This window comes from Nocardia sp. NPDC059180 (genome assembly GCF_042754945.1).
GTDB lineage: Bacteria > Actinomycetota > Actinomycetes > Mycobacteriales > Mycobacteriaceae > Nocardia.
Map to the genome: position 1 here is coordinate 233,185 of NZ_JBHZBU010000010.1, position 20,989 is coordinate 254,173.

Annotated in this window: 19 protein-coding genes; 13 read left to right on the forward strand and 6 right to left on the reverse strand. The window is 65.9% G+C overall.

Annotation, left to right across the window (positions count from 1 at the left end):
* Positions 1-17 precede the first annotated feature (17 nt).
* Positions 18-236, forward strand: coding sequence for an MbtH family protein (locus tag ACFXNW_RS26810; RefSeq protein WP_379420552.1), 219 nt, complete (start codon positions 18-20; stop codon positions 234-236).
* Between the two features lie 143 nt (positions 237-379).
* Here the strand turns inward: ACFXNW_RS26810 and ACFXNW_RS26815 are convergent, their stop codons facing one another.
* Positions 380-1,015 carry a hypothetical protein gene (locus ACFXNW_RS26815; protein WP_379420553.1) on the reverse strand — a complete coding sequence of 212 codons (636 nt, stop codon included), beginning with the start codon at positions 1,013-1,015 and terminating at the stop codon, positions 380-382.
* A gap of 421 nt (positions 1,016-1,436) precedes the next feature.
* Positions 1,437-3,662, reverse strand: coding sequence for a molybdopterin-dependent oxidoreductase (locus ACFXNW_RS26820; RefSeq protein WP_379420554.1), 2,226 nt, complete (start codon positions 3,660-3,662; stop codon positions 1,437-1,439).
* Between the two features lie 241 nt (positions 3,663-3,903).
* Here ACFXNW_RS26820 and ACFXNW_RS26825 point away from each other — a divergent pair, with 241 nt between their 5' ends.
* A complete protein-coding gene (locus ACFXNW_RS26825) occupies positions 3,904-5,031 on the forward strand; it encodes a serine hydrolase domain-containing protein (RefSeq protein ID WP_379420555.1) in 1,128 nt (375 codons plus the stop codon).
* A 3-nt stretch (positions 5,032-5,034) separates the two neighbouring features.
* Here the strand turns inward: ACFXNW_RS26825 and ACFXNW_RS26830 are convergent, their stop codons facing one another.
* Positions 5,035-5,943 (reverse strand): oxygenase MpaB family protein, encoded by a 909-nt coding sequence (locus ACFXNW_RS26830; protein ID WP_379420556.1) that lies wholly within the window; start codon positions 5,941-5,943, stop codon positions 5,035-5,037.
* Between the two features lie 348 nt (positions 5,944-6,291).
* Between ACFXNW_RS26830 and ACFXNW_RS26835 the strand changes: the two genes are divergently transcribed.
* From ACFXNW_RS26835 to ACFXNW_RS26885, 11 genes are all read left to right on the forward strand, one after another.
* Positions 6,292-6,516 carry a hypothetical protein gene (locus ACFXNW_RS26835; RefSeq protein WP_379420557.1) on the forward strand — a complete coding sequence of 75 codons (225 nt, stop codon included), beginning with the start codon at positions 6,292-6,294 and terminating at the stop codon, positions 6,514-6,516.
* Positions 6,516-6,722, forward strand: a complete 207-nt coding sequence (locus ACFXNW_RS26840) for a hypothetical protein (protein WP_379420558.1) — start codon at positions 6,516-6,518, stop codon at positions 6,720-6,722. The genes ACFXNW_RS26835 and ACFXNW_RS26840 overlap by 1 nt, the downstream gene beginning before the upstream one ends.
* Before the next feature lie 3 nt (positions 6,723-6,725).
* On the forward strand, positions 6,726-7,580 hold the full coding sequence (locus ACFXNW_RS26845) for an MlaE family ABC transporter permease (protein ID WP_379420559.1): 855 nt from the start codon (positions 6,726-6,728) through the stop codon (positions 7,578-7,580).
* A 1-nt stretch (position 7,581) separates the two neighbouring features.
* A complete protein-coding gene (locus tag ACFXNW_RS26850) occupies positions 7,582-8,445 on the forward strand; it encodes an ABC transporter permease (RefSeq protein ID WP_379420560.1) in 864 nt (287 codons plus the stop codon).
* A 6-nt stretch (positions 8,446-8,451) separates the two neighbouring features.
* Positions 8,452-10,074: an MCE family protein gene (locus ACFXNW_RS26855; RefSeq protein WP_379420561.1), complete on the forward strand. Its 1,623-nt coding sequence runs from the start codon at positions 8,452-8,454 to the stop codon at positions 10,072-10,074.
* Positions 10,071-11,093: an MCE family protein gene (locus tag ACFXNW_RS26860; protein WP_379420562.1), complete on the forward strand. Its 1,023-nt coding sequence runs from the start codon at positions 10,071-10,073 to the stop codon at positions 11,091-11,093. The genes ACFXNW_RS26855 and ACFXNW_RS26860 overlap by 4 nt, the downstream gene beginning before the upstream one ends.
* On the forward strand, positions 11,093-12,106 hold the full coding sequence (locus ACFXNW_RS26865; RefSeq protein WP_379420615.1) for an MCE family protein: 1,014 nt from the start codon (positions 11,093-11,095) through the stop codon (positions 12,104-12,106). Before ACFXNW_RS26860 ends, ACFXNW_RS26865 begins: the two co-directional genes overlap by 1 nt.
* Positions 12,103-13,203 carry an MCE family protein gene (locus ACFXNW_RS26870; RefSeq protein WP_379420563.1) on the forward strand — a complete coding sequence of 367 codons (1,101 nt, stop codon included), beginning with the start codon at positions 12,103-12,105 and terminating at the stop codon, positions 13,201-13,203. Before ACFXNW_RS26865 ends, ACFXNW_RS26870 begins: the two co-directional genes overlap by 4 nt.
* A gap of 5 nt (positions 13,204-13,208) precedes the next feature.
* Positions 13,209-14,327, forward strand: coding sequence for an MCE family protein (locus ACFXNW_RS26875; RefSeq protein ID WP_379420564.1), 1,119 nt, complete (start codon positions 13,209-13,211; stop codon positions 14,325-14,327).
* Positions 14,324-15,502: an MCE family protein gene (locus ACFXNW_RS26880; protein WP_379420565.1), complete on the forward strand. Its 1,179-nt coding sequence runs from the start codon at positions 14,324-14,326 to the stop codon at positions 15,500-15,502. The genes ACFXNW_RS26875 and ACFXNW_RS26880 overlap by 4 nt, the downstream gene beginning before the upstream one ends.
* A 63-nt stretch (positions 15,503-15,565) precedes the next feature.
* Complete coding sequence (locus ACFXNW_RS26885) at positions 15,566-16,180, forward strand: hypothetical protein (protein ID WP_379420566.1); 615 nt, start codon at positions 15,566-15,568, stop codon at positions 16,178-16,180.
* Positions 16,181-16,299: 119 nt separating this feature from the next.
* Here ACFXNW_RS26885 and ACFXNW_RS26890 read toward each other — a convergent pair whose 3' ends face one another.
* The 3 genes from ACFXNW_RS26890 to ACFXNW_RS26900 form a co-directional block, all read right to left on the reverse strand.
* On the reverse strand, positions 16,300-17,541 hold the full coding sequence (locus ACFXNW_RS26890) for a TetR/AcrR family transcriptional regulator (protein WP_379420567.1): 1,242 nt from the start codon (positions 17,539-17,541) through the stop codon (positions 16,300-16,302).
* 188 nt (positions 17,542-17,729) lie between these two features.
* Positions 17,730-18,977 carry a TetR/AcrR family transcriptional regulator gene (locus ACFXNW_RS26895; protein ID WP_379420568.1) on the reverse strand — a complete coding sequence of 416 codons (1,248 nt, stop codon included), beginning with the start codon at positions 18,975-18,977 and terminating at the stop codon, positions 17,730-17,732.
* A gap of 61 nt (positions 18,978-19,038) precedes the next feature.
* Complete coding sequence (locus tag ACFXNW_RS26900) at positions 19,039-20,988, reverse strand: acetoacetate--CoA ligase (RefSeq protein WP_379420569.1); 1,950 nt, start codon at positions 20,986-20,988, stop codon at positions 19,039-19,041.
* Position 20,989: the final 1 nt, after the last annotated feature.

Consider the following 20,989-nt stretch of genomic DNA (forward strand, 5'->3'; position numbering starts at 1 on the left):
TCCAGAAAGGCACCATCATGACCAACCCGTTCGACGACGACAACGCCCAGTTCTACGTCCTCATCAACGACGAAGGCGAACACTCCATGTGGCCCACCTTCGCCACTGTCCCCGGCGGCTGGACCATCGCCCACGGCCCCTCGCCCCGCAAAGCCTGCCTCGACTATGTCGAAACCCACTGGCTCGACATGCGCCCCGCCTCCCTCGTTCGAGCGATGGCGGCCGAAGCCAACTGAGTTCGGGGCGTCGGCGACGCGGGTGGGTCCGCCGCACTGAACGTGCGCGCAGATTCGGCGATCGGCAATGATTCGACGGCCGACCTACCCGGAGAGAAATCCCCGGCGGGCGCGCAGGGCGTCTGCCGGGGACAGTCCGGGGATTACCGGCGCACGTAGATCCCCACCAGGTCCTTGAGCGCGCGGTTTTCGCCGTGCAGCTCTTCCAGCGCCATGCGGAGGCGGCGGACCTCGATGGCGAGGTCGTCGGAGGTGCGGTGGCCGAATTCCGGGTCCGCGACCGCGGTGACGGCAGGCGCTGCCTTCGAGACCGCAACGAGTTCGGCGGCAGGCTTGTCCTGGGCGGCGGGGGCCTCGGCGGCCACAGTGACGCTGTCGACGGTCGCCACTGGCTCGGTGTCCGCCACCAGAGTTGCGACGGCCGGGGTGGCCTCAGGCGCAGGCGCGCCGTTCTTCTCGGGAGACGAACCGTTGGCCGATACCGCCTGCTTGCGTGCGGTGGCCGCCCGCGCCTTCCGCGGCTTCTTCACAACGCGCCGCTCGGTGGCAGGGGCCGGAGCCTGCTCGGCGGGGGCAGGGGCGGCGACCTCTTCGGCCGGTGCCGTGCTGCTCGCCGCTTCCGCTGCCTTCACCCAGTTGGTCAGCGCGCCCACCGACGGCCAGCCCGCCTTCTGCACGACTTCCTCACACGCCGCGTTCAACGACTTTCCTTCGGCGCGGGCCTTTTCCACCTTCTTGACCGCCCTGGCTTTTTCCGCATCGGTGAATCTCTTGGCCATCGTTGCCGCTCCTGCTATCCAGATCATGGGGATGTCATCGTGTACCGAACACAGATGACAGCACAGCCAGTGCCGTGCGAAACATAACGGATATACCCGATTCCATGCCAATCATGACAATCCTGGGAACGGCTCAGTCAATTCTCGGGTCTGCGGATGCGGCTTTCCTGTGATGACCAGCGCGAACGTATTTCTCTGTGCAGGAACAACTTCGATGTGGCATCCCTCGCATTAGCGCAACCGGGGTCCCGTCAATGGATGTGACGGATTCCCGTGAACCCAGTGTTTCGGCATGTGGTGGTAGCCGCTTGGTATCGACGATGAACGCCCCGGGTCGACAGTGAGGTGTGCCCATCGGGAGCAACACTGAAACCATCAACTATTTCTCTTCATCGACCCAGCCCCATCACCTGTGCACCACTTATGCCGGGGACACCGACACCGGCACACCGTTGAACACCGCATTCCCAGACGGAACGTCGACAATCGTGTCGTCGGTGAGCACATTGGTGTTCACTCCGGCATGCTCTCGCGCCACCCGCTGACCACCGACGTTATGCCCCCAGCCGTGCGGCAGGCTGACCACGCCCGGCATGATCGCCTCGGTCGGTTCCAGATCCACGGTGAGTTCGCCGGCTGCCGACTTCACCACCGCACAGTCACCGAGGCCGAGACGATCGACGTCACTGGGATGGATGTGCAGAGTGCAGCGATTGGTGCCACTCACCAGGCGCGGCATGTTGTGCATCCAACTGTTGTTGGAACGCAGATGGCGGCGGCCGATCAGCGCCATCTCCGGCGCGGCCGTGGCAGTCCCGGAGCGCAGCCGGTCGACATCGGCGAGCAACTGCGGTGGCGCGAGTTCGACACAGCGTGATTCGGTGCGCAGCACCTCGGGCAGCCGCGGCCGCAGGGGCCCGAGGTCGATGCCGTGCGGGTTGTCCAGCAGCGTCGTCACACTCAGGTGACCGCCGTTCCACGCGCCGTAGGGGCCCAGGCGCAGCATCATGTCGATGCGTTGTTCGGTCGTATTCGCACCCGACAGCTCGGGTCTGCGCTCGGCGAGTCCGGCCTTGTGCAGGGTTCCCGCGATGACGAACTCGTCGAATGCGCTGAGCGCGTCGCGCCCATCGGCGCCACGGTGCGCGCCACCGATGACCGCTGCCGCGAGCCGGGCGATGACAGCCGCCTCCGAAGGACGCTCACCCAAGGGCAGCAGCGGCCGCGAATACCGTGCGTAATTGCGGACCGCGAACTGCAACAGCGCGAAGTCGTAATGCGGTGATTGCAGCGGACGCGGTGGCGGCAGGATCACATCGGCATGGCGTGTGGTCTCGTTCACGTAGCAGTCCACACTCACCATGAAGTCGAGGTCGGCGAATGCCGCGTCGAGGCGGGCGCCGTTCGGTGCGGACAACACCGGATTGCCCGCGACGGTGATCAATGCCCGGACCTGGCCCGCGCCCGGTGTGGTGATTTCATCGGCGAGGGTCGCCACGGGGAATTCGCCCATGACCTCCGGAAGGTCGCGTACCCGGCTGGTCCAGCGGCCGGTGCGGAATGGTTTGCTGCGCACGATGCCGAGCGCCGCGCCCGCGGCGAACATGGCCCCGCCAGGAGAGTCCAGGTTCCCGGTGAGCGTATTGATCACGTCGACGAGCCACTGGGTCACCGTCCCGAACTCGGTTGTGCAGGTGCCGATGCGCGCATACACGGCGGCGGTGGGCGCGGCGGCGAGTTCACGGGCGAGCCGGACCACCGTCTCGGCGGGCACCCCGGTGCGGCGCTCGACCGACTCGGGTGCGAAATCGGCGGCGGCGGTGCGCACTTCGTCGAGGCCGCGCACGTCAACGCGCACCTGCACGAGGCTCTCGGCGAACAAGGTGTGCACTATCCCGAACAACAGGTAGGCATCGCTGCCCGGCCGGATGAACAGGTGCTCGTCGGCAGCGTCGGCCGTGCGGGTGCGTCGCGGATCGACCACGACGAGGCGTCCACCACGCGCCCGCAACGCCTTCAATCGGCCGGGGAAATCCGGCGCGGTGCAGATCGACCCGTTCGATTCCAACGGGTTCGCCCCGAGCATCAGCAAGTAGTCGGTGCGGTCGAGGTCGGGGACGGGGATGGTGAGCGGGTCGCCGAACATCAGCCCGCAGGAGACCTGTTTCGGCATCTGATCGGCCGTACTCGCCGAATACAGATTCTTGGTGCCGAGACCGCGGATCAGCGCCGGGACGTACAGCGCGCCGGCCACGCTGTGTGCATTCGGGTTGCCGAGGTACAGCGCGGCCGATTGGTTGCCGTGCTCGGCCGTCACTGCCGGAAATCGTTCGGCGATCAGGTCGAGGGCGTCATCCCATGACGCGGTGCTCCAGTCGCCGGTGGCGCGGTCCCGGATCATCGGCTCGGTCAGGCGGTCGGGGTCGGCGTCGAGTGTGCCGAGGCTGGCGCCCTTCGGACAGAGAAAGCCCGCGCTGAAGGGGTCCTGCCGGTCGCCGCGGACCGAGAGGACCTGGTCGTTCCGGTCGAGGGTCAGCTCCAGCCCACAGACTGCTTCGCAGAGGGGGCAGGTCCGCAGCCCGGTCCGCGTGCCGTCTGCGGCGTTGGGGTCGGAGGAACCGGTGGATGTGGACGCGCGCGTGGCCATACCCCATCGTCGCGCGACGAGCCGGTCGATGAGAAGGATTCTGCGCAGTTTTCTCAATCTTCCATATCGACCATCGTCGGCCGGACGGCAAGAACGTCACATGGATTTCCTGTCCTGCCGAGAGGTTGATACCGGCGCGATAGCGCAGTAACCAAGACCCCCAGCAGGTTCGGTATCTCAGCATCAAGATCAGGGTTGTCCCGGATGTGGTGCGGTCGGGGTCGTCCGTACCGTCGCGGATATGCGCCTGCTGACAATTCCTCTGGTTGTATCCGCGCTCGCGGTCACCCTTGGCTGTTCGACCGAAGCCGACTCCGCGGCGGCAGAGGTGTCGGCGGATCGGCTGGCGGCTGTGCAGGCCGATCTCGAGCAGGTGGTTGCCGCGGGTGCGGTGGGGGCGATCGCGACCATCACCGAGAACGGTCAGACCGTGGTGCTGACCAGTGGTGTCGCCGATCGGGATGCCGGGAAGTGGATTCCGACCGATACGCCGCAGCATGTGCGCGTCGGCAGCATCAGTAAGACGTTCGCCGCCGTGGTCATCCTGCACCTGGTCGCCGAGGGCAAGGTCGGACTGGATGAGCCGGTCGAGAAGTATCTGCCCGGCGTGCTGCGCGGCGAGGGTATCGATGGCAATCGGATCACTGTCCGTCAGGTGTTGCGACACCAGAGCGGGCTGCCGAATTTCACCAAAGACCACCCGGGCTACGAATACCTGATGGCGCAGGAGGGGAAAACCGCCACGCCCGATGAGTTGATGGCGCTCGCGCTGAGCAGGCCTGCCGATTTCGAACCGGGTACCAACTGGGCGTACAGCAATACGAACTACATCGTCGCCGGAATGCTGGTGGAGAAGGTTACCGGGAACACCTATACCGACGAGCTGAACCGCCGCGTCCTCGAACCGCTGCACCTCGCCGACACCTACCTGCCCGGTCCGCGCGAATACGAGATTCGCGCACCGCATCCCAAGGGCTACAGAGAGCTGGACGGCAAGCTGACGGATGTCTCGTGGATCGAGCCTTCGGTGCCGTGGGCGGCGGGCGCGATGGTCTCCACCGGCGCCGACCTCAACCGCTTCTACCTGGGGCTGGTCAATGGTGAGGTGCTCGACCCGGCGGAAACCGCGCAGATGATGAACGATCCCGTGCCGACCGGCCGTCGCAGTGATGAGTCGTACGGGACCGCACTCGAGACCGGCACACTGCCGTGCGGTACCAAGTATTTCGGGCACAGCGGTGGCATCGTCGGCTTCCACAATATGTCTGCCGCCACCGCCGACGGCCGCGCGATCACCTTCACCCTCACCAGCTCGCCGAATCCGGCACCGGACGTGGTCGAGATGCTCGGCAACGCATTGTGCCCGTGAGGATCAGATCAGGTTCTTCTGCTTACGCATCCGCCTGCGCAGATCCGTCATCAGCGCATACGACCCACCGAACCGCAGGAATCGCGGTATGAACCGGTTGACGAAACCGACGAACAGGAAAAGGTGGTCGAACCGCCGCTGATCGGCGGCGGTCCACTCCACCCGCAGCTGCTCGCGGAAGTAGGGCGCGAGAAACCCGATGGTCAGGAATCTCAACAGCCCGCGGAACGGGATCCGCATGTACCAGTGGATCATTCGCAGGTTCAGCAGATCCTCGAGATAGCCGCGGACGAAGTCGTCGAGCACGGCCTGGCGGGCCAGATCGTTCCAGTACGCGTCGAAATCCTTGCGGGTGGCCGGCCACATCTCCCTGGTCACCTGCAGGCCCGTGGCCAGCGTCGATGAGGTCTGATAGAACTGCTCGGCCTGCTCATCGGTCATCTTGCCGTTGAGCAGTTGATAGGTGTCCTCGAAGCCGATGAACAGGCAGGCGGCCACCCAGAGCTGCAAGTCGCGGTTGAAGGCGTTGTATGTGACCTTGCTGTCGGGTCCAGAACGCACCTGGCGATGCGCGACATTGACCGCCTCACGGAAGGCGTCGATCTCTTCCTGTGTTCCGAGAATCGACACGGCCAGGTATTGCGTGGTGGTCCGGGCTCGCTTCCACGGATGAACCATGAGTGCACCGGATTCCACCCGGCTCTCGGCCACTCCATAGCCGACACCTGGACGCGCCATCTGCATGACGACATTGGCCGCGGCGCCGCCGAAGCTCCAGAAATCCAGGGCATCGGTCAGCGCGAGCGGGCGCTTGGTGAACGGCCGATGCTCGGTGCCGATGGGGATGCGAGTCTGCTCGGTGGTCAGCGACGGCAGATCGTCCTGCTCAAAGGGTCGCGCGGCGGCGGTCATCGGCGTACTTCCGTTCTCTTACCTGTGGTCCGGAGGACCCTGGCTTCGGGTGTGCACTGAGCCCAGTATGTTACTGAAGATTCTTCCTGGCAAGGGTGCTTTGGTCAGCGAACTGTCGATAACTTATGCACGCGCATCTGTCACGTATCGCCTGGCTGGTCTGGTTAATCCCGCCACTGGCGGATGGGATCTTGCCGAATGTCTTCCTTCTTGAGCGGAATGGTGCGTAACATACCGATCCAGCCGGACCGGTTGGGAGGCGCGCCGGGCAGACGGCACGCAGCGGTGCGCACGGCGGCGGGGATCGTGCGCCGGACGGGGTCGGCCGGCGTAGGAAAGGACTAGGCGATGCTCAAGAGGCTGGATCGAATATTCAGCTACGAGATGAAGGTCTCCGAATTCATCGGGACGCTCATCATTCTCGGCATTCCATACGGCTTGATCGGTGTCATCTGGACGCTGACACACACCAGCCATCTGCGCGATATGCACGGAATCGACGTCGTCATCTCGTTTCTCGGCTCGATCGTGTGCTGGCCAGTGCTCACCTTCGCGAATGTGTGCATGACCTGATGATGATCCTGGTGTGGCTCATCGACATCTTGGTGATCGGCGTCAAGGTCCTCGGCGGGCGGATGAAAGTGAACCCGATTCTGCGCTTCGGTCTGTGGCTTGCGGTGCTCAGCACCGTGGCCGCCGGTGTCGCGGTGGTGGGGTACGGGCTGGTGGAACTCCAGCACCATCTCAGCGGTGACGTCACCGCGGCAGGGATCGGATAGCCGATGACCACCATCGAAAAGCCTTCGCAGCAGACCGACCTGGAGAAGGCGGTCGCCGATGTCAGGGGTCTGTGGAAACGCCATCCGCAGCGTTCGCTGGAAACGCTCGGTCGTCAGGTGACTCTCGGCCGTGACGCGATCCTGGAAACCTTCCGCGCCATATTCGCGCGCCGCTTCCCGTTCCAGGAATTCATCAAGCAGTGCGCGTTCATGGCCAATGTGTCCGCCGCCCCGACGGTGTTCGTCGCCATCCCGATCGCGGTGGTGGTGTCGATCCAGGTGGGTGCGCTGGTCAACCAGGTCGGCGCCACCACCTTTATCGGTGCTGTCGCCGGTTTGGGCATCATTCGGCAGGGCGCGCCGCTGGTCACCTCGTTGATGATCGCGGGCGCGGTCGGTTCGGCCATCTGCGCCGATCTCGGCTCCCGCACCATCAGGGAGGAGATCGACGCCATGATGGTGATGGGTGTCGACCCGGTGCGCAGGCTGGTGGCGCCGCGGCTGGTGGCCGCGGTGCTGGTGAGCATGCTGCTGTGCGGGTTCATCGTCTTCGTCGGTTTCGCGACTGCCTACATGTTCAACGTCTATGCCCAGTCGGGTACGCCGGGGTCGTTCATCGGTTCGTTCGCCTCCTTCGCCGTGGCCAACGACCTGATCGTCGCGCTGGTGAAGGCCGCCGTATTCGGGGCGCTCACCGCGATCATCGCCTGCGATATCGGACTGCATGCCAAGGGCGGTCCCGGCGGTGTGGCCGATGCGGTGAACTCCGCCGTGGTGAGTTCGGCGCTGATGTTGTTCGCCACCAACATCATTCTGACCCAGCTGTACAACACCCTGTTCCCGACGAAGGTGATCTGAGGTGGGTAGCTCCTACACCCCGCCCGCCCTGAAACCGGTGCGGATGGCGGGCGCGGCGGCCGCGGTCCCGATCCAGGCCAACCAGAGGGTCGGCCATCAGGCGATCACGTTCTTCCAGGCGGTGGCGGCGATTCCGTTCGTGCTGCGGCATTACCGCAAGGAAGTGCTGCGGCTGACCGCAGATGTGGGCTTCGGCAACGGGTCGCTGATCGTCGGCGGCGGCACCGTCGGTGTGGTGATCATCCTGTGTGCTTTCGGCGGCATCACTGTCGGTATGGAGTCGTTCACGGCGCTGAATCTGCTCACGATGGGGCCGCTGACCGGCGCGATCTCGGGTTTCGCCACCACACGTGAGCTCGCCCCCATCCTGGCGACGCTCGCCTTTGCCATCCAGGCCGGCTGCCGGTTCACCGCGCAATTGGGTTCCATGCGGATCTCGGAGGAGATCGACGCGCTCGAGTCCATCGCGATCCGGCCGCTGCCGTATCTGGTGACGACGCGGATGATCGCGGCGACGCTGACCATCGTCCCGCTCTACAGCATCGGACTGGCCACCGCCTATCTCGCGACGAAGCTGTCGGTGCTGTTTCTCGGCGGCACCTCGGCGGGCACCTATGACCACTACTTCTTCCAATTCCTCATCGGTCCCGATGTGTTCTTCTCCCTGCTCAAGGTGATCGTTTTCGTGATGCTCTCGACGTTCATCCAGTGCTACTACGGCTATTTCGCCACCGGCGGTCCCGAGGGTGTCGGCGTGGCGGCAGGCCGGGCGATCAAGATGGTCATTGTCGTCATGGTGTTCGCGAATCTGTTCCTGACCCTCGCTATCTGGGGTATCGACCCCGGATTCCGGATCTCCGGGTAGGCGGCGATGATTCTCGATCCGAGTGGGCGCGGCCCTACCGCACGGCAGCTGACCCTGTCCGGGCTGGCCGTCATGGGCACCATTGTGTTGTTGCTGGGTCTGCTGGCCTTGCGCTACACCGGCTACTTCGAGTCCAAGGTGCCCGTCACCGTCACCTTGACCAGCACCGGCGACGGGCTGCCCGCGCGCGCGGATGTGAAGTTCCGCGGCATGGTGGTCGGGGCGGTGAGCACGGTCGACGTGGTCGCGGCCGGGCAGCGGCAGGAAGTGGCCGTCGATCTGAAACCCGTGGTGGCCGAGACCATCCCGGACAATGTGACAGCGCGAGTCATCCCGAACAACCTGTTCGGCGTCACCGCGATCGAACTGGTGGACAACGGTCCGTCCGACGGAGTGTTGCACGAGGGCTCGGCCATCGCCGAGGACACCAGCGCGGGCACCGTCCAACTACAGACGACACTGACCGTCCTGAGCGATGTGCTCGACAATATCCAGCCCGAAAAGCTGGGCCGGGTGCTGGCGACCTTCTCCGCCGCACTCGATCCCGGCGCCCGCGTCCCCGGGTCCACCATCGAGCGACTCGACAACTGGATCACCCAGGTGCACTCGATCGAGGGCATCGGGGAACTGCTAGGCGATCTGGGCCGCGCGACCACCGCGTTGAGCCAGTCGGCCCCGGAACTGGTCGGCGTGCTGTCGGAGTCGGTGACCACGGCCCGCACCCTCACCGAACGCCGCGAGAACCTGATCGCGCTGCTCGCCAATGCCGGCGGCGCCGTCGATTCGGTGAACAGCCTGTTCGCGCGCAACCCGAATGCGGCCAAGGAACTCGTACCCGGCCTGGACGAGCTGTTCGGCTCACTGGCCCGCGACGCCGATGCCATCCCGTCCACGGCGGCCAACCTGAACGCCACCTTGCAGAAGATGCAGTCGGTATTCACCTTCGGCCAGCGCAAACAGATGGTGTGGAAGATGGATGTCTCCTTCACTCCGTTCCAGCAGTACACGGCCGAGGACTGCCCGAGCTATGGCGATATGTACGGGCCGCGCTGCGGTGGGCCGACGGTGCCGCAGGTAGCGCCACCGCAGGAGTATCCGCCGCAAATGCTGCCGCGCAGGCTGGATTCGGCCGGGCCCGCTCCCGCCATCAATCCGCTACCCGGCGTCGCGCCCGGGCCGGCGCAGCCCGGCACTCCGGCGATTCCCGGACTGCCGTTCATTCCCGGCCTGCCTGCGATTCCCGGGATCACGGTGCCTGGTGCCGCCGCCCCCGCGCCCGCGGCCCCTGGCGCGATCGCGCCCGGTGGGACCGCAGCGGAGGGGAGGACGGTACCGAATGGCGCCGCGCCTGCTGCTGCGCCCGGTCGGTCCGGCTCGGATCGGGGGATTTCCGCAGGTAACACGCCTACTGGCGCCGCAGCCTCTGGGGTGGCCGGAACGGGAACCGTACCCGTAGGCCCGCGGCGCATGGTGCCCGTCTCGGACGCGAGCGTCTCCGCTGTGCGCCCGACCGCAACCGTGCGTGGGCACGCGGCAGTCGCCGAGATCGTCGGAGGTAAGCCGAACGCCGCCCAGTTGCTGCTCCTGACGCCGCTGCTGGCCGGTGGAGCTGTGGAGGTCTACGCGTGAAATCAGGCAAAGCGCTGATCGGGTTCAGCCTGTTCGCGGTGCTGGCGATGGTGTTGACGTACACGATCTGGTCGACGTTGCAGCGGTCGGTCCCCGGCCCGACCCACACCTATTCGGCGACGTTCTCCGATGTGCTCGGGGTACGTGTCGGTGACGATGTCCGGATGGCCGGGGTCCGAGTCGGCAGGGTCGACAACATCGACTTCGAACCGGACTACAAGGCCCGCCTGGAATTGCGTATCCAGGACCGGCAGCGACTGACCACCACGACCAAAGCGCTGGTGCGGTACCAGAACCTGATCGGCCAACGCTATATCGCGCTGGTCCCCGGCGAGGGTGACGGCACGGCGCTCGAAGCGGGCGGGCATATTCCGCTGGAGCGCACCGAACCCTCCTTCGACGTGTCGGCCCTGCTCTCGGGATTCGAGCCGCTGTTCAGCGTGCTGCAACCGGACCAGGTGAACTCACTGTCGGAAACGCTGATCCAGGCCCTACAGGGCGACGGCGTGTCGTTGAGCGCGCTCATCACCCAGGCGGCCGAACTCGCCACCACGTTCGGGCAGCGTGACGAGATCCTCGGCCAGGTCATCACCAATCTGAGCAGTGTGATCGCCGGGCTGGCCAATCGCAGCAAGGAGCTGGAAACACTCATCACGCAGGCCAGATCACTGGTCGACGCCCTGTATGCGGAGGGTGAGTCGCTCAAGAGTTCGGTCGATCAGGTGGCGACCTCCACCGATGCGCTGGTCGGGCTGATCACCCAGGTCAAACCCGATATGGCCCGGGCACAGATCGACGCGACGAGCGGTGTGGCATTGCTGCTGCTCAATGGTGCCGCGCTCGATCAGGCGGCGATCGAACTGCCGAATGTGCTCAATGGTCTGGCCCGTTTCACCAGTTACGGCGCCTACGCCAATGCCTATATCTGCCGCCTCGATGTGTCGCTGTGGGGCGTACTGCTGCCGCCGGGACTGTTCTCGCAGGTCGGCGGAGATTCCCAATCGGAGGTGTGTCGATGATGGCGCGTTTACGACTGCCGAAGTATTCGGCGAATCGTTTCCTGTGGCTCGGGGTCGGTGCTGCGGCCGCGGTGGGGCTTCTTGTGATCGGATCGAGCATTTTGTCGGAAGCGCGGCTGTCGGACAAGACGATTCAGGCCGAATTCGCCCAGGCCGCCGGGTTGCGGCCGGGTGCGACGGTCGATGTGTCGGGGATCGAGGTCGGCGCGGTCCAGGCGGTGAAGCTGGTCGACGACAAGGTGGTCGTCGATCTGCGGGTGCGCCGCGATATGCGGTTGGGCCCGAATGCCCGTGCGGCGATCAAGATGTCGACCATTCTCGGCCGGCTGCATATCGAACTCACGCCCGGTGATGGTAAAGGACTGCCGGACAATCGGATTCCCATCGAGAACACTTCGGTGCCGTACAACCTCGGCAAGGTCATCCAGGATCCGACATACAAGTCCTCGTTCGAACGCATCGAGCGGATCGATCCGGAAAAGCTGCGCAAGGCGCTGGATCTGTTCGACCAGCAGATGGGCCAGTCACCCGAACTGGCAGTGACCGCGCTCGACAGTATCGGCGCACTGGCCAAGGTGATCAATGACCGCCGCGACGAGGTCGATGTGCTGCTGAAGGGCCTCGATCAGGTCTCGCAGCTGGCGGCCGATAACCAGAACAGCGTCTTGCTGTTGCTGACCCGAGGCGAAGCGATCGGCAATGCGGTGTCCTTGCGGCAGAACCTGTTACGCCAACTGCTGGACAATGTGGCCGCGCTATCGGCGCTACTGAGCGAGATGGGCATCGAGAACAACGGACAGCTCGGCCCGCTGATCCAGAACTTGAACACCATGACCCAAGGTCTGGAGAAGAACCGCGACAATCTGGATCGGCTCTACGAGATCATGCCGGTCGCCCTGCGCCAGTTCAACAATGCCCTCGGCAACGGCCCATACGGCGATGTCTGGGCGCCGTGGTTCCTTCCGGACAACTGGCTCTGTTTCGCTCAGGTCGTCGAAGGATGCGGCACATGAGAATTCGCACAATCATGCGCACGGCTGCGCTGTGTTTTGCCGCGACGCTGGCCGCCGGGTGTGCGCTACTGCCCGACAGCATCAGCTCGCTGCCCAACCAATACCTTGGCGAGCAATTGATGATCAGCGCCGACTTCGAGAACGTCGCGGGCCTGTACGCGGGCAATGAAGTTGCGATCCTCGGCGTACCCGTCGGCCGTGTGGAGACGGTGACGGCGAAGGGCAGCTATGTCCAGGTGACCATGTCCATCGACAAGGGCGTCAAGGTGCCAGAGAGCGCCATGGCGGCCCTCATCTCGCCACAGCTCATCACCAACCGGCACGTCGAATTGGCGCCCGCCTATTCCGGAGAAGGGCCGCTGCTGACCGACGGCGCGCACATCCCACTGGAACGCACACGGGTGCCGGTGGAACTCGACCGGATCCTGGAGAACTTCGATCAGCTCGGCGCCGCATTGAAAGGTGACAACGCGCAGGGCCCGATGGCGAGCCGGGTGCTGTTCCCGCTGCTCGAAGGCAATGGTGATCGGCTCCGGGCCACCCTCGATGCGCTGTCGTCGGCCTTCGAGGTGTCCTTCGCCAATAAGGACCAGATCGCCAACACCATCATCAAACTCAACGAGATCACCCAGATCCTCGCCCAGAACGACCAGACCGTCCGCGATTTCAGCGGCAGGCTCACCGAACTGGTGCAGTTGATGGGTGAGCAGTCACCGGGTTTGCAGGCGGTGCTTACCCAGCTCAACGACTTCGTGAACAACACATCGACCGTGGTCGGCCAGAATTCCGATCAGCTGGCCGGCGCGTTGCAGCGATTCACCACCATCACCGCCCAGATGCGGGCCAACGCACGCGGCCTCACCGAATTGGTCGATGTGGCACCGCTGTTCTTCGACAACTTCTCCAATGCCGTCAGCCGCGAGCACCGGGCCCTGCGGCTACACGGACTGTTGGACAAGGCGGTGCTCGACGGCGAGGTGCTGTCGCTGTTCTGCGAGCGCGTGCAGATGCGTTCCGACGGTTGCCGCACCGGCAAGATCCAGGATTTCGGTCCCGATTTCGGGCTCACCGCCGCATTGCTCGGACTCACGAAATGAGAGTGATGATTCGCAGGAAACTGGGTGCCGTCGCCCTGCTCCTCACCGCGGGGCTGGCGACCGGCTGCGGAGTGACGGTGGACAGCGTGCCGATGCCCGAACCGGGTATCGGCGGCCCCGGCTACACGATTCGCGCCGCGTTCCGCGACGCACTCAATCTGCCCGACCGCGCGCATGTGAAGATCGGCGGCACCGATATCGGCGTCGTCACCGATATCGCCACCACCAATTTCATCGCCGATGTGGAAATGCTCATCCGCGGCGACATCAAGCTGCCCCGCGGCACCACCGCCGAACTGCGCCAGGCCACCCCGCTCGGCGACATCTTCGTCGCGATGACATTGCCGCCGGCGTCGCCCGGCACCCAGCTGATGCAAGCCGGCGACGTCATCACCACCGAGCACACCGGTGCGGGCGCCTCCGTCGAAGAACTGATGGTGTCGGTATCGCTGCTGCTCAACGGCGGTGGGCTCAATCAGGCTGCCGAGATCACCGCGCAGATGGATTCGATGTTCGGCGGGCGCGCACCGCAGCTCGCGCACATGATCACCGAGCTCACCGCTGTGCTGGCGGCCCTCAACGCGCGCACCGGCGATATCGACAGCGTGCTGTCCGGAGTGAACGTACTGACCGGTGAGCTCGCCGCGCGCAAGGCCGAACTGGGCCAGGCCGCCGATACCTTCCCCGGGCTGCTCGGTCTCGTCGCCGAGAACAATCGCGATATCTCCGCACTGATCAACAAGGTGTCGGTCACCATGGCCGCGCTCGGCGATTTCACCGAGACGACCGGACCGGATTTCGTAAGCCTGTTCGACAGCATCCAGCGGCTGATGGCGGGTTTCACCGGTATGGGCGACAACCTCGGCCAGACCCTGGAGCGGTTCCATCAGCTCTATCCCTCGCTGGATGCCACCCTGGAGGGCCCGACGCTTGCGGTCGCCGCGACGGTGTCCTATCTCAGCGTCGGCGCGCTGACCGACCCGAGCGGCAGCAGGCTGCCCGAACTGGGTGATGTGCCCGCGTTCATCGGCAGTCTCGCGCAGGTGATCCAGAAGGTGATCGGCCGGGTCACCAGCCCGCCGCAACCGATGCCCGCGCCGTCACCGCAGGGCGGTGGTCGGTGAACATTCCGCTGTGGAATTACCTGGTTCGCCGTCGCGTTGCCGTCGCGAACCTGGGACTCGTGGTGATCCTGGTGCTCGGGTCCTGGTATCTCGGTGCCGAGGTGCTGCGCATCAGCCCGCTGCCCAACAGCTACTCGGTGACAGTCGAACTGCGTGGCTCCGGCGGGCTGCTGACGGGCAACGACGTCACCTTCCGCGGGACCAGGGTCGGCCGGGTCAGCCAGGTGCGGGTCTCGGAGACCGGTATCGCCGCTGTGGCCGAAATCGACTCCTCGGCAAAGATTCCGGTGGGTGGCACCGTCGCCGTCGGGCGGCTGTCGGCGGCGGGGGAGCAGTACCTGGACTTCCGGCCGGACGCCGATACCGGGCCTTACCTGGGCGACGGTGCGGTAGTGGATGTCGCGCGGACCTCGACGCCGGTATCGGTGCAGTCGGTACTGACGAATATGAGCGGACTGATCGGCGGGCTGAACCCGGAGCGGCTCACCGTCATCGTGGACGAACTCGACAAGGCACTGGCCGGCGGCCCGGATCGCATGCGCAATATGATCTCCGGGATCAGCCGCGCCATGGCGGGCCTCAACGATCTGCTTCCGCAGACCCGTCAGCTCATCGACAACCTCGGCGTCATCGCCGAGACCACTTCGCATGCCCAGCCCGACCTGAGCACCCTCACCACCGGCGCGGGCGCGCTGTTCGAGCAGCTCACCGCCGCCGACGAGGAGGTGCGCCGGTTCCTCGACCTCGCCCCCGATCAGCTCGCCACCCTGGGCGGGTTCGTGCAGGCCACGGAGGACCCGATCACCAACCTGGTGACCAATTTCGTCGCCATCACCAAGGCCGCCAAACTCCGCGCCCCCGCCATCGCCGCGCTCTTCCCGGCCCTGCGGGAAGGGGCGGCAGCCATCGGCATCCCGGCACACGACGGCGCGTACCACACCCTCGTCGACCCCTGGCCGCGTCCGACCTGCGAATACGACACCATCCCCGTCGTCCCCACCACGCCGACGGCGGATACCCGCACCCGCCTCTACAACTACTGCATCACCAGCAACCCGGCATTGCAGATCCGTGGTTCCGCCAACGCACCGCGACCGAACGTCCCGGACAACACCGCAGGCCCACCGCCGGGCGTCACCGGCAACGAACTCTCCCGCCCGATCCCCGGCAGATAGGACCGAAATAGTATGAGCAGCAAAGATACTGACGCTGGAGCGGTGGCGCGCGAAGAGTCGCCGATGAACGAGCTTTCGGTCGCAGTCGACGATTCGCAGCCGAGTGGCGCCGCTCGCCGGCGTGCCCATCTCCGGCTGCCCGGCTCGGTCAAGCGCCGTGGGGGAGACCGCCCATCGTCGCGCGTGATCGCAGCGCGATGCGCGGTTGCCCTGCTACTGGTAGCGGCCGCCGCGTCGACGCTGTTCTTCTACCTGCAAGATCGCGATAAAGCCGCGGTGCTCGCGGCGCAGGAGCAGGCGCGGCTTGCGGCCTGTGAGTATGCGCCCGTGCTGGCCAATTACGATGCGAAGAATCTCGACCCGTATTTCACCGCAGTGCTCGACGGTGCGACCGGCGACTGGCATCAGCAGTTCGAATCCACCAGTCAGGAGTTGCGCGAGGTACTGGCCGAAGGTCAGGTCATCTCGGCTGTGAGCGATGTGCAGTGCGCGATCAAATCCGGTGACGAAACCTCCGCGGAGGCCGTCGTGGTGATCGGGCAGACCATCACCAGCCTGGGTACACAGGGGCAGCCCGCTCCAGGCCAGTTGTCGATGGTGATGCGGATGGAGAAGTCCGGTGATCGCTGGCTGGTCAATGACATGAACGCACCCTTGGCGCCGTCACCGCAGCCCTGAGCGATACGAATCCTTCGTACGGCCGCCGTGGGCGCTGCGCAGGCTGCCGGGCAGTCGACGCAGCCGGTACGCCGCCGCTCGACCCAGCGGCAATATCGCCGCACCGGCCGAACGCTCGCTCACTGTCCGAACAGCACCTGCCGCATCAGCGTGGCGACCCTCCTGCGCGAGCACGCGGGATCAACCGAGCCGAACCGCTGCCCGAGATCGACCACCATCGCCAACGCGGCGTGCACGAGTACCCGCGCGGCGGGGGCGGCGAGCTCGGGGCGCGCGGCCATCAACAGCTTGGCCCACTCTTCGACGTTGAGCCGCTGGATGTTTCGCAGCACCGTGCGTTCCTCGGTAGGCACATTACTGATCTCGGCGTAGTAGACGAAGGTCAGCTCGCGTTCGGCGAAGGAGCCGTCGACGAACAGGTCGATGAGGGTGTGCAGCGCTTGCCGCGGACCGTCGGAGCCGGCGACGGCGGGGCCGATGGCTGCCGAAACCCGGTCGGCCGCCCGGCGAAACGCGGCGGCGAGGATATCGCCCTTGCCGCGGTAGAACCGGTAGACCGCCGACGAGGCGGGCAGCCCGGCGGCGGTGGCGATGTCCTCGACACTCACGTTCGGGTACCCGCGCTCATGGAAAAGTTCGACCGCCCGCACCAGCAGCAGTTCGTGTTTGAAGGTCAGTGGAATCTCGCGTGCCGTGGTCGCCTCGGTGTCGTCGGCGGGTGCGGGCAGTTCGATATCGGTCAGTGCGCGGCAGGCGGAGCCGAGCACCTCGGTCAGGGCCCGCACCGGGATGGCCACATGATGGTCGCCGATGCTGCTCAGCACGCTCAACAGGGCCGCCGACAGCACCGCGCGGTCGCGTCCGGGCAGCTCTGGCCGGTATTCACCGAGCCGCGCCCGCAATGCGCTGTCGACGAGAGCCAGTTGGGTGGCCAGCATGGCGGCGTCGTCCGGTTCGAGGTAGCGGCGCTGCCAACGCAGCAACGCGGCGCTGCGCCGGTTGGTGATGGACGCGCCGATCAGCGCGTCGAGTACATGCTCGAGCCGGTGCCGTGCGGTCCACTGGCCTGCCTCCTCGGGCAGCCGCACCGCCTCGACGCTGAGCGTGCCCAGGCGCAGGGTTTCGGCACGGAACAGCGCGTACTTGCTCGGATAGTGGCGGTACAGCGCGGTCGAGCTGATGTCGAGCCGGGACGCGATGTCCTCCATGCTCACCCCGTGGTAGCCGAGCGATCCGAAGGCTTCGGCCGATGCCGCGGCGATCTGCGCGCGCCGGTCTCGCGGTCGACGGCGAACCACCCGAGGCCCGGGGGATTCGTCCGCGGTCGTCTCCCGCGTCGAGCGGCGATTCCGGGCTCCCATGCGGCGATGATAACCCCGCCGGACGCCCGCTCACTGCGACTTTCCCGTCCTGTGAGAGAAGTGAATTACAAATCACAAAAGTGCCTGTAACGTCTACTATTAGCCTGTATATAGAAAGAATGGCCCGTAACATACTCGAAATCCTGCGGGCAGGTTCGGGTGTGAACGGACCACGGGATGGGGTGGGATCAGACCTGGGCGGGGCGCCCGAACAACACGATCTGCATCAGCGCGGCGACCCGGGCCTGCGAGGCGATCGGTGTGGTGCCGAACGACCGTCCCAGGTCCACCACCAAGGCGAACGCGGCATGCACAAGGAACCGTGATTCCGCGGGCGTGAGCTCCGGCCGCACCTCACGCACCAGCCGCGCCCACTCCTCGACGCTGAGTCGCTGGATATTGCGCAGCACCGTGCGTTCTTCAGCCGGCACATGCTGGAACTCGGTGTAGTAGACGAACGTCAGCGCGCGCTCGGTGAACGACCCTTCGACGTACTGGTCGATCAGCGACACCAAGGCGGCCTCGGGGCTCTCGGCGGTGGCCACCGCGGGACCGATAGCACTCGAAACCCGTTCGGCCGCACGGCGGAACGCCGCCGCCAGCAGATCGCTCTTACCGCGATAGAACCGGTACACCGCCGAAGCGGCGGACAGGCCCGCCGCCGTCGCGATGTCCTCCACGCTGACGTTCGGGTAGCCGCGATCGTGAAACAGTTCGACGGCCTTGCGTAGCAGCAGTTCGTGCTTGAACGAATCCGGAATCTCCGCTGCCGCAGCGAGTTCCACGGCGTCGCCGACGGCGGGTAGCTCGGCCCGAGCGATATCCCAGCAGGCCGAGGACAGCAGGCGCGCAAGCGATTTCGCGGGCAGCGCGGCGTGGTGGTCGGCGATGCTGGTGATGGTGCTGAGCATGGCGGCGCGCAGCACCCGCAGATCGTCCTCGTCGAGCCCGGGCCGCAGCGCGATGAGTTCGGCACCGAGCGCGTCGAGGACGCCGGTCTGTTGCTCGTTGAGTAGCTCCAGATCCTCCGGCTCGAGGTAGCGGCCCTCCCAGCGCACCAGGGTGACGCTCACGCGGTTGTCGATGGTGGCAGTGATGAGTGCGTCGAGCACCTGGCGCAGCCGCTGTTCGGGGGACGCGTCCGCGGCCTGCTCGGGTAGCTGCACCGACTCCGTCATGGCCCGGCCGACCCGCAGCAGTTCCTCCCGGAACAGGGCGTACTTGCTGGGGTAATGCCGATACAGCGCGGCCGAGCTGATACCGAGACCCGAGGCGATGTCCTCCATGCTGACACCGTGGTAGCCGAGGGAGCCGAAGGCGGAGGCTGCGGCCGCCGCGATCTGGGCTCGCCGGTTCTTCGGCCTGCGCCGGATCTCCCGTGGCGCCGAGTCGCCGTTGGTCTTCGCACGCACCGTACGGCGATTGTCGACACTCATCCCGACATGGTATCGCTCGGTAACCAGCGACAATGTGGCGCTCCCCGCCGTGAGTCGTGGATCACCGGCTGCCGGGCGGACGGATCCGCGAATACCAGTCGAGCAGGTCGGGATCGTCGACGGCGCTGCGCTCGACCACCCGGGCCGGGTCCGCACCCTGGAACAGCTTCTTGATGGGTACCTCGAGCTTCTTGCCGGTGCGGGTGTGCGGGACGGCGGGCGCGGTCAGGATCTCATCGGGCACGTGCCGCGGCGACACCTCGGTGCGGATCACCGACTTGATCCGCTCGCTCAGCTCGTCGGTCAGTTCGGCGCCAGGGGCGAGCACCACGAACAGTGGCATCCAGTAGCCGCCGTCGGGCTGTTCGGCGCCGATCACCAGGGCCTCGGTGATCTCGGGCAACCGTTCCACGGCCTGGTAGATATCCGCGCTGCCCATCCGGATGCCGTGCCGGTTGAGCGTGGAATCGGAGCGGCCGTGCACCACGATGGAGCCGTGCTCGGTGAGGGTGATCCAGTCGCCGTGCCGCCACACGCCGGGGTAGGTGTCGAAATAGGCGTCGTGATAACGCTTTCCGTCCGGGTCGCGCCAGAAGCTCACCGGCATGGACGGCATGGGCCGGGTGATCACCAGTTCACCGACCTCGCCGCGCACCGGCTTGCCCGATTCGTCGTAAGCATCCAGTGCCACACCGAGATACGGTGCCGACAGCTCTCCCGGCCACACCGGCACCGTGCGCACGCCGCCGACGAACGCCGACACCACATCGGTGCCACCGCTGATCGAGGAGACCGGGATATGGGCGCCGACGTTGTCGCGCAACCACAGTGCCGACGACGGCGGCAACGAGGAGCCGGTGATCCCGATCAGTCGCAATGCCGACAGATCGTGCTCGGTCTGCGGCACCGAACCCGCTTTGATGCAGGCCAGCACATAGCCGGGGCTGGTGCCGAGTACGGTCGCGCGTACTTTCGCCGCGATCCGCCACAATGCGTCCGGTTCCGGGTAGGTGGGGCTGCCGTCGAAGCAGACGATCGTCGCACCCGCGAGTAGCCCGGCGACCTGGAAATTCCACATCATCCAGCTGGGGCTGGTGTACCAGAAGAAGGTGTCGTCGGGTCCGATATCGGATTGCAGCGCCACCGCTTTCAGATGTTCGAGCAGCACGCCGCCGTGACCGTGCACGATGCCCTTGGGCAGTCCGGTGGTGCCGGAGGAGAACACGATCCACAGCGGATGGTCGAAGTCGACCGACTCCGTCTCGATCCCCGCGTCGGCGTCGGTGCTCGCGACGGCGTCGGCCCAGGTCATCGTGTCCGCAACGTCGAGTCCGAGCCGCGATACGACGACGGTCTCACGCACCGTGGACAGCCCGGCGCGCAACTGGGCGATGTCCTCGCGCTTGTCGTGTGCCTTCCCGCCGAAGCGGTAGCCGTCGGCGGTGACCAGCACCGTCGGCTCGAGCTGGCCGAGCCGGTCGAGAGCGGCCTTGGCGGTGTAGTCCTGCCCGCAGGCGCTCCACACCGCACCCACCGCGGCCGTCCCGAGGAAGGCGATCACGGCCTCGGCGATATTGGGCAGGTACCCGGCCACCCGGTCGCCTGGCTGCACCCCGAGCGAGCGCAGGGTCCGCGCGAATGCGGCTGTCCGGTCGATCAATTCGGTCCAAGAGACCTCGGTGACTTCTTCGCCGCCGTCGCTGAGCTGCACGATCGCCGGACGATCGGTGCGGAACTGCCGGACCACCTGATCCATATAGTTCAACCGCGTGCCGGGAAACCAGCGCGCACCCGGCATCGCCTCATCGGCCAGCACCTCGCCCGCGATCTCACCGAGTTCGAAGTAGTCCCACAGTGCGCGCCAGAAGCCAGGTAGGTCGTCCACCGACCATTGCCACAGCGCGGCGTAGTCGGCTGTGGGGACGCCGGTGCGCGCGGTGACGAAGCGGGCGAAATCGGTGATCTTCGCCTCGGCGATTTCCCGGTCGGTGGGCACCCACTGTGGCTGCATC

Excerpts from the sequence above, each read along its gene's own strand:
- ACFXNW_RS26885 (WP_379420566.1), top strand. The coding sequence starts at position 15,566 with ATGAACGAGCTTTCGGTCGCAGTCGACGATTCGCAGCCGAGTGGCGCC.
- ACFXNW_RS26895 (WP_379420568.1), bottom strand. The coding sequence starts at position 18,977 with ATGAGTGTCGACAATCGCCGTACGGTGCGTGCGAAGACCAACGGCGAC.
- ACFXNW_RS26835 (WP_379420557.1), top strand. The coding sequence starts at position 6,292 with ATGCTCAAGAGGCTGGATCGAATATTCAGCTACGAGATGAAGGTCTCC.
- ACFXNW_RS26810 (WP_379420552.1), top strand. The coding sequence starts at position 18 with ATGACCAACCCGTTCGACGACGACAACGCCCAGTTCTACGTCCTCATC.
- ACFXNW_RS26815 (WP_379420553.1), bottom strand. The coding sequence starts at position 1,015 with ATGGCCAAGAGATTCACCGATGCGGAAAAAGCCAGGGCGGTCAAGAAG.
- ACFXNW_RS26840 (WP_379420558.1), top strand. The coding sequence starts at position 6,516 with ATGATGATCCTGGTGTGGCTCATCGACATCTTGGTGATCGGCGTCAAG.
- ACFXNW_RS26890 (WP_379420567.1), bottom strand. The coding sequence starts at position 17,541 with ATGGGAGCCCGGAATCGCCGCTCGACGCGGGAGACGACCGCGGACGAA.
- ACFXNW_RS26865 (WP_379420615.1), top strand. The coding sequence starts at position 11,093 with ATGGCGCGTTTACGACTGCCGAAGTATTCGGCGAATCGTTTCCTGTGG.
- ACFXNW_RS26825 (WP_379420555.1), top strand. The coding sequence starts at position 3,904 with ATGCGCCTGCTGACAATTCCTCTGGTTGTATCCGCGCTCGCGGTCACC.
- ACFXNW_RS26855 (WP_379420561.1), top strand. The coding sequence starts at position 8,452 with ATGATTCTCGATCCGAGTGGGCGCGGCCCTACCGCACGGCAGCTGACC.
- ACFXNW_RS26820 (WP_379420554.1), bottom strand. The coding sequence starts at position 3,662 with ATGGCCACGCGCGCGTCCACATCCACCGGTTCCTCCGACCCCAACGCC.
- ACFXNW_RS26830 (WP_379420556.1), bottom strand. The coding sequence starts at position 5,943 with ATGACCGCCGCCGCGCGACCCTTTGAGCAGGACGATCTGCCGTCGCTG.
- ACFXNW_RS26845 (WP_379420559.1), top strand. The coding sequence starts at position 6,726 with ATGACCACCATCGAAAAGCCTTCGCAGCAGACCGACCTGGAGAAGGCG.
- ACFXNW_RS26870 (WP_379420563.1), top strand. The coding sequence starts at position 12,103 with ATGAGAATTCGCACAATCATGCGCACGGCTGCGCTGTGTTTTGCCGCG.
- ACFXNW_RS26900 (WP_379420569.1), bottom strand. The coding sequence starts at position 20,988 with ATGCAGCCACAGTGGGTGCCCACCGACCGGGAAATCGCCGAGGCGAAG.
- ACFXNW_RS26875 (WP_379420564.1), top strand. The coding sequence starts at position 13,209 with ATGATTCGCAGGAAACTGGGTGCCGTCGCCCTGCTCCTCACCGCGGGG.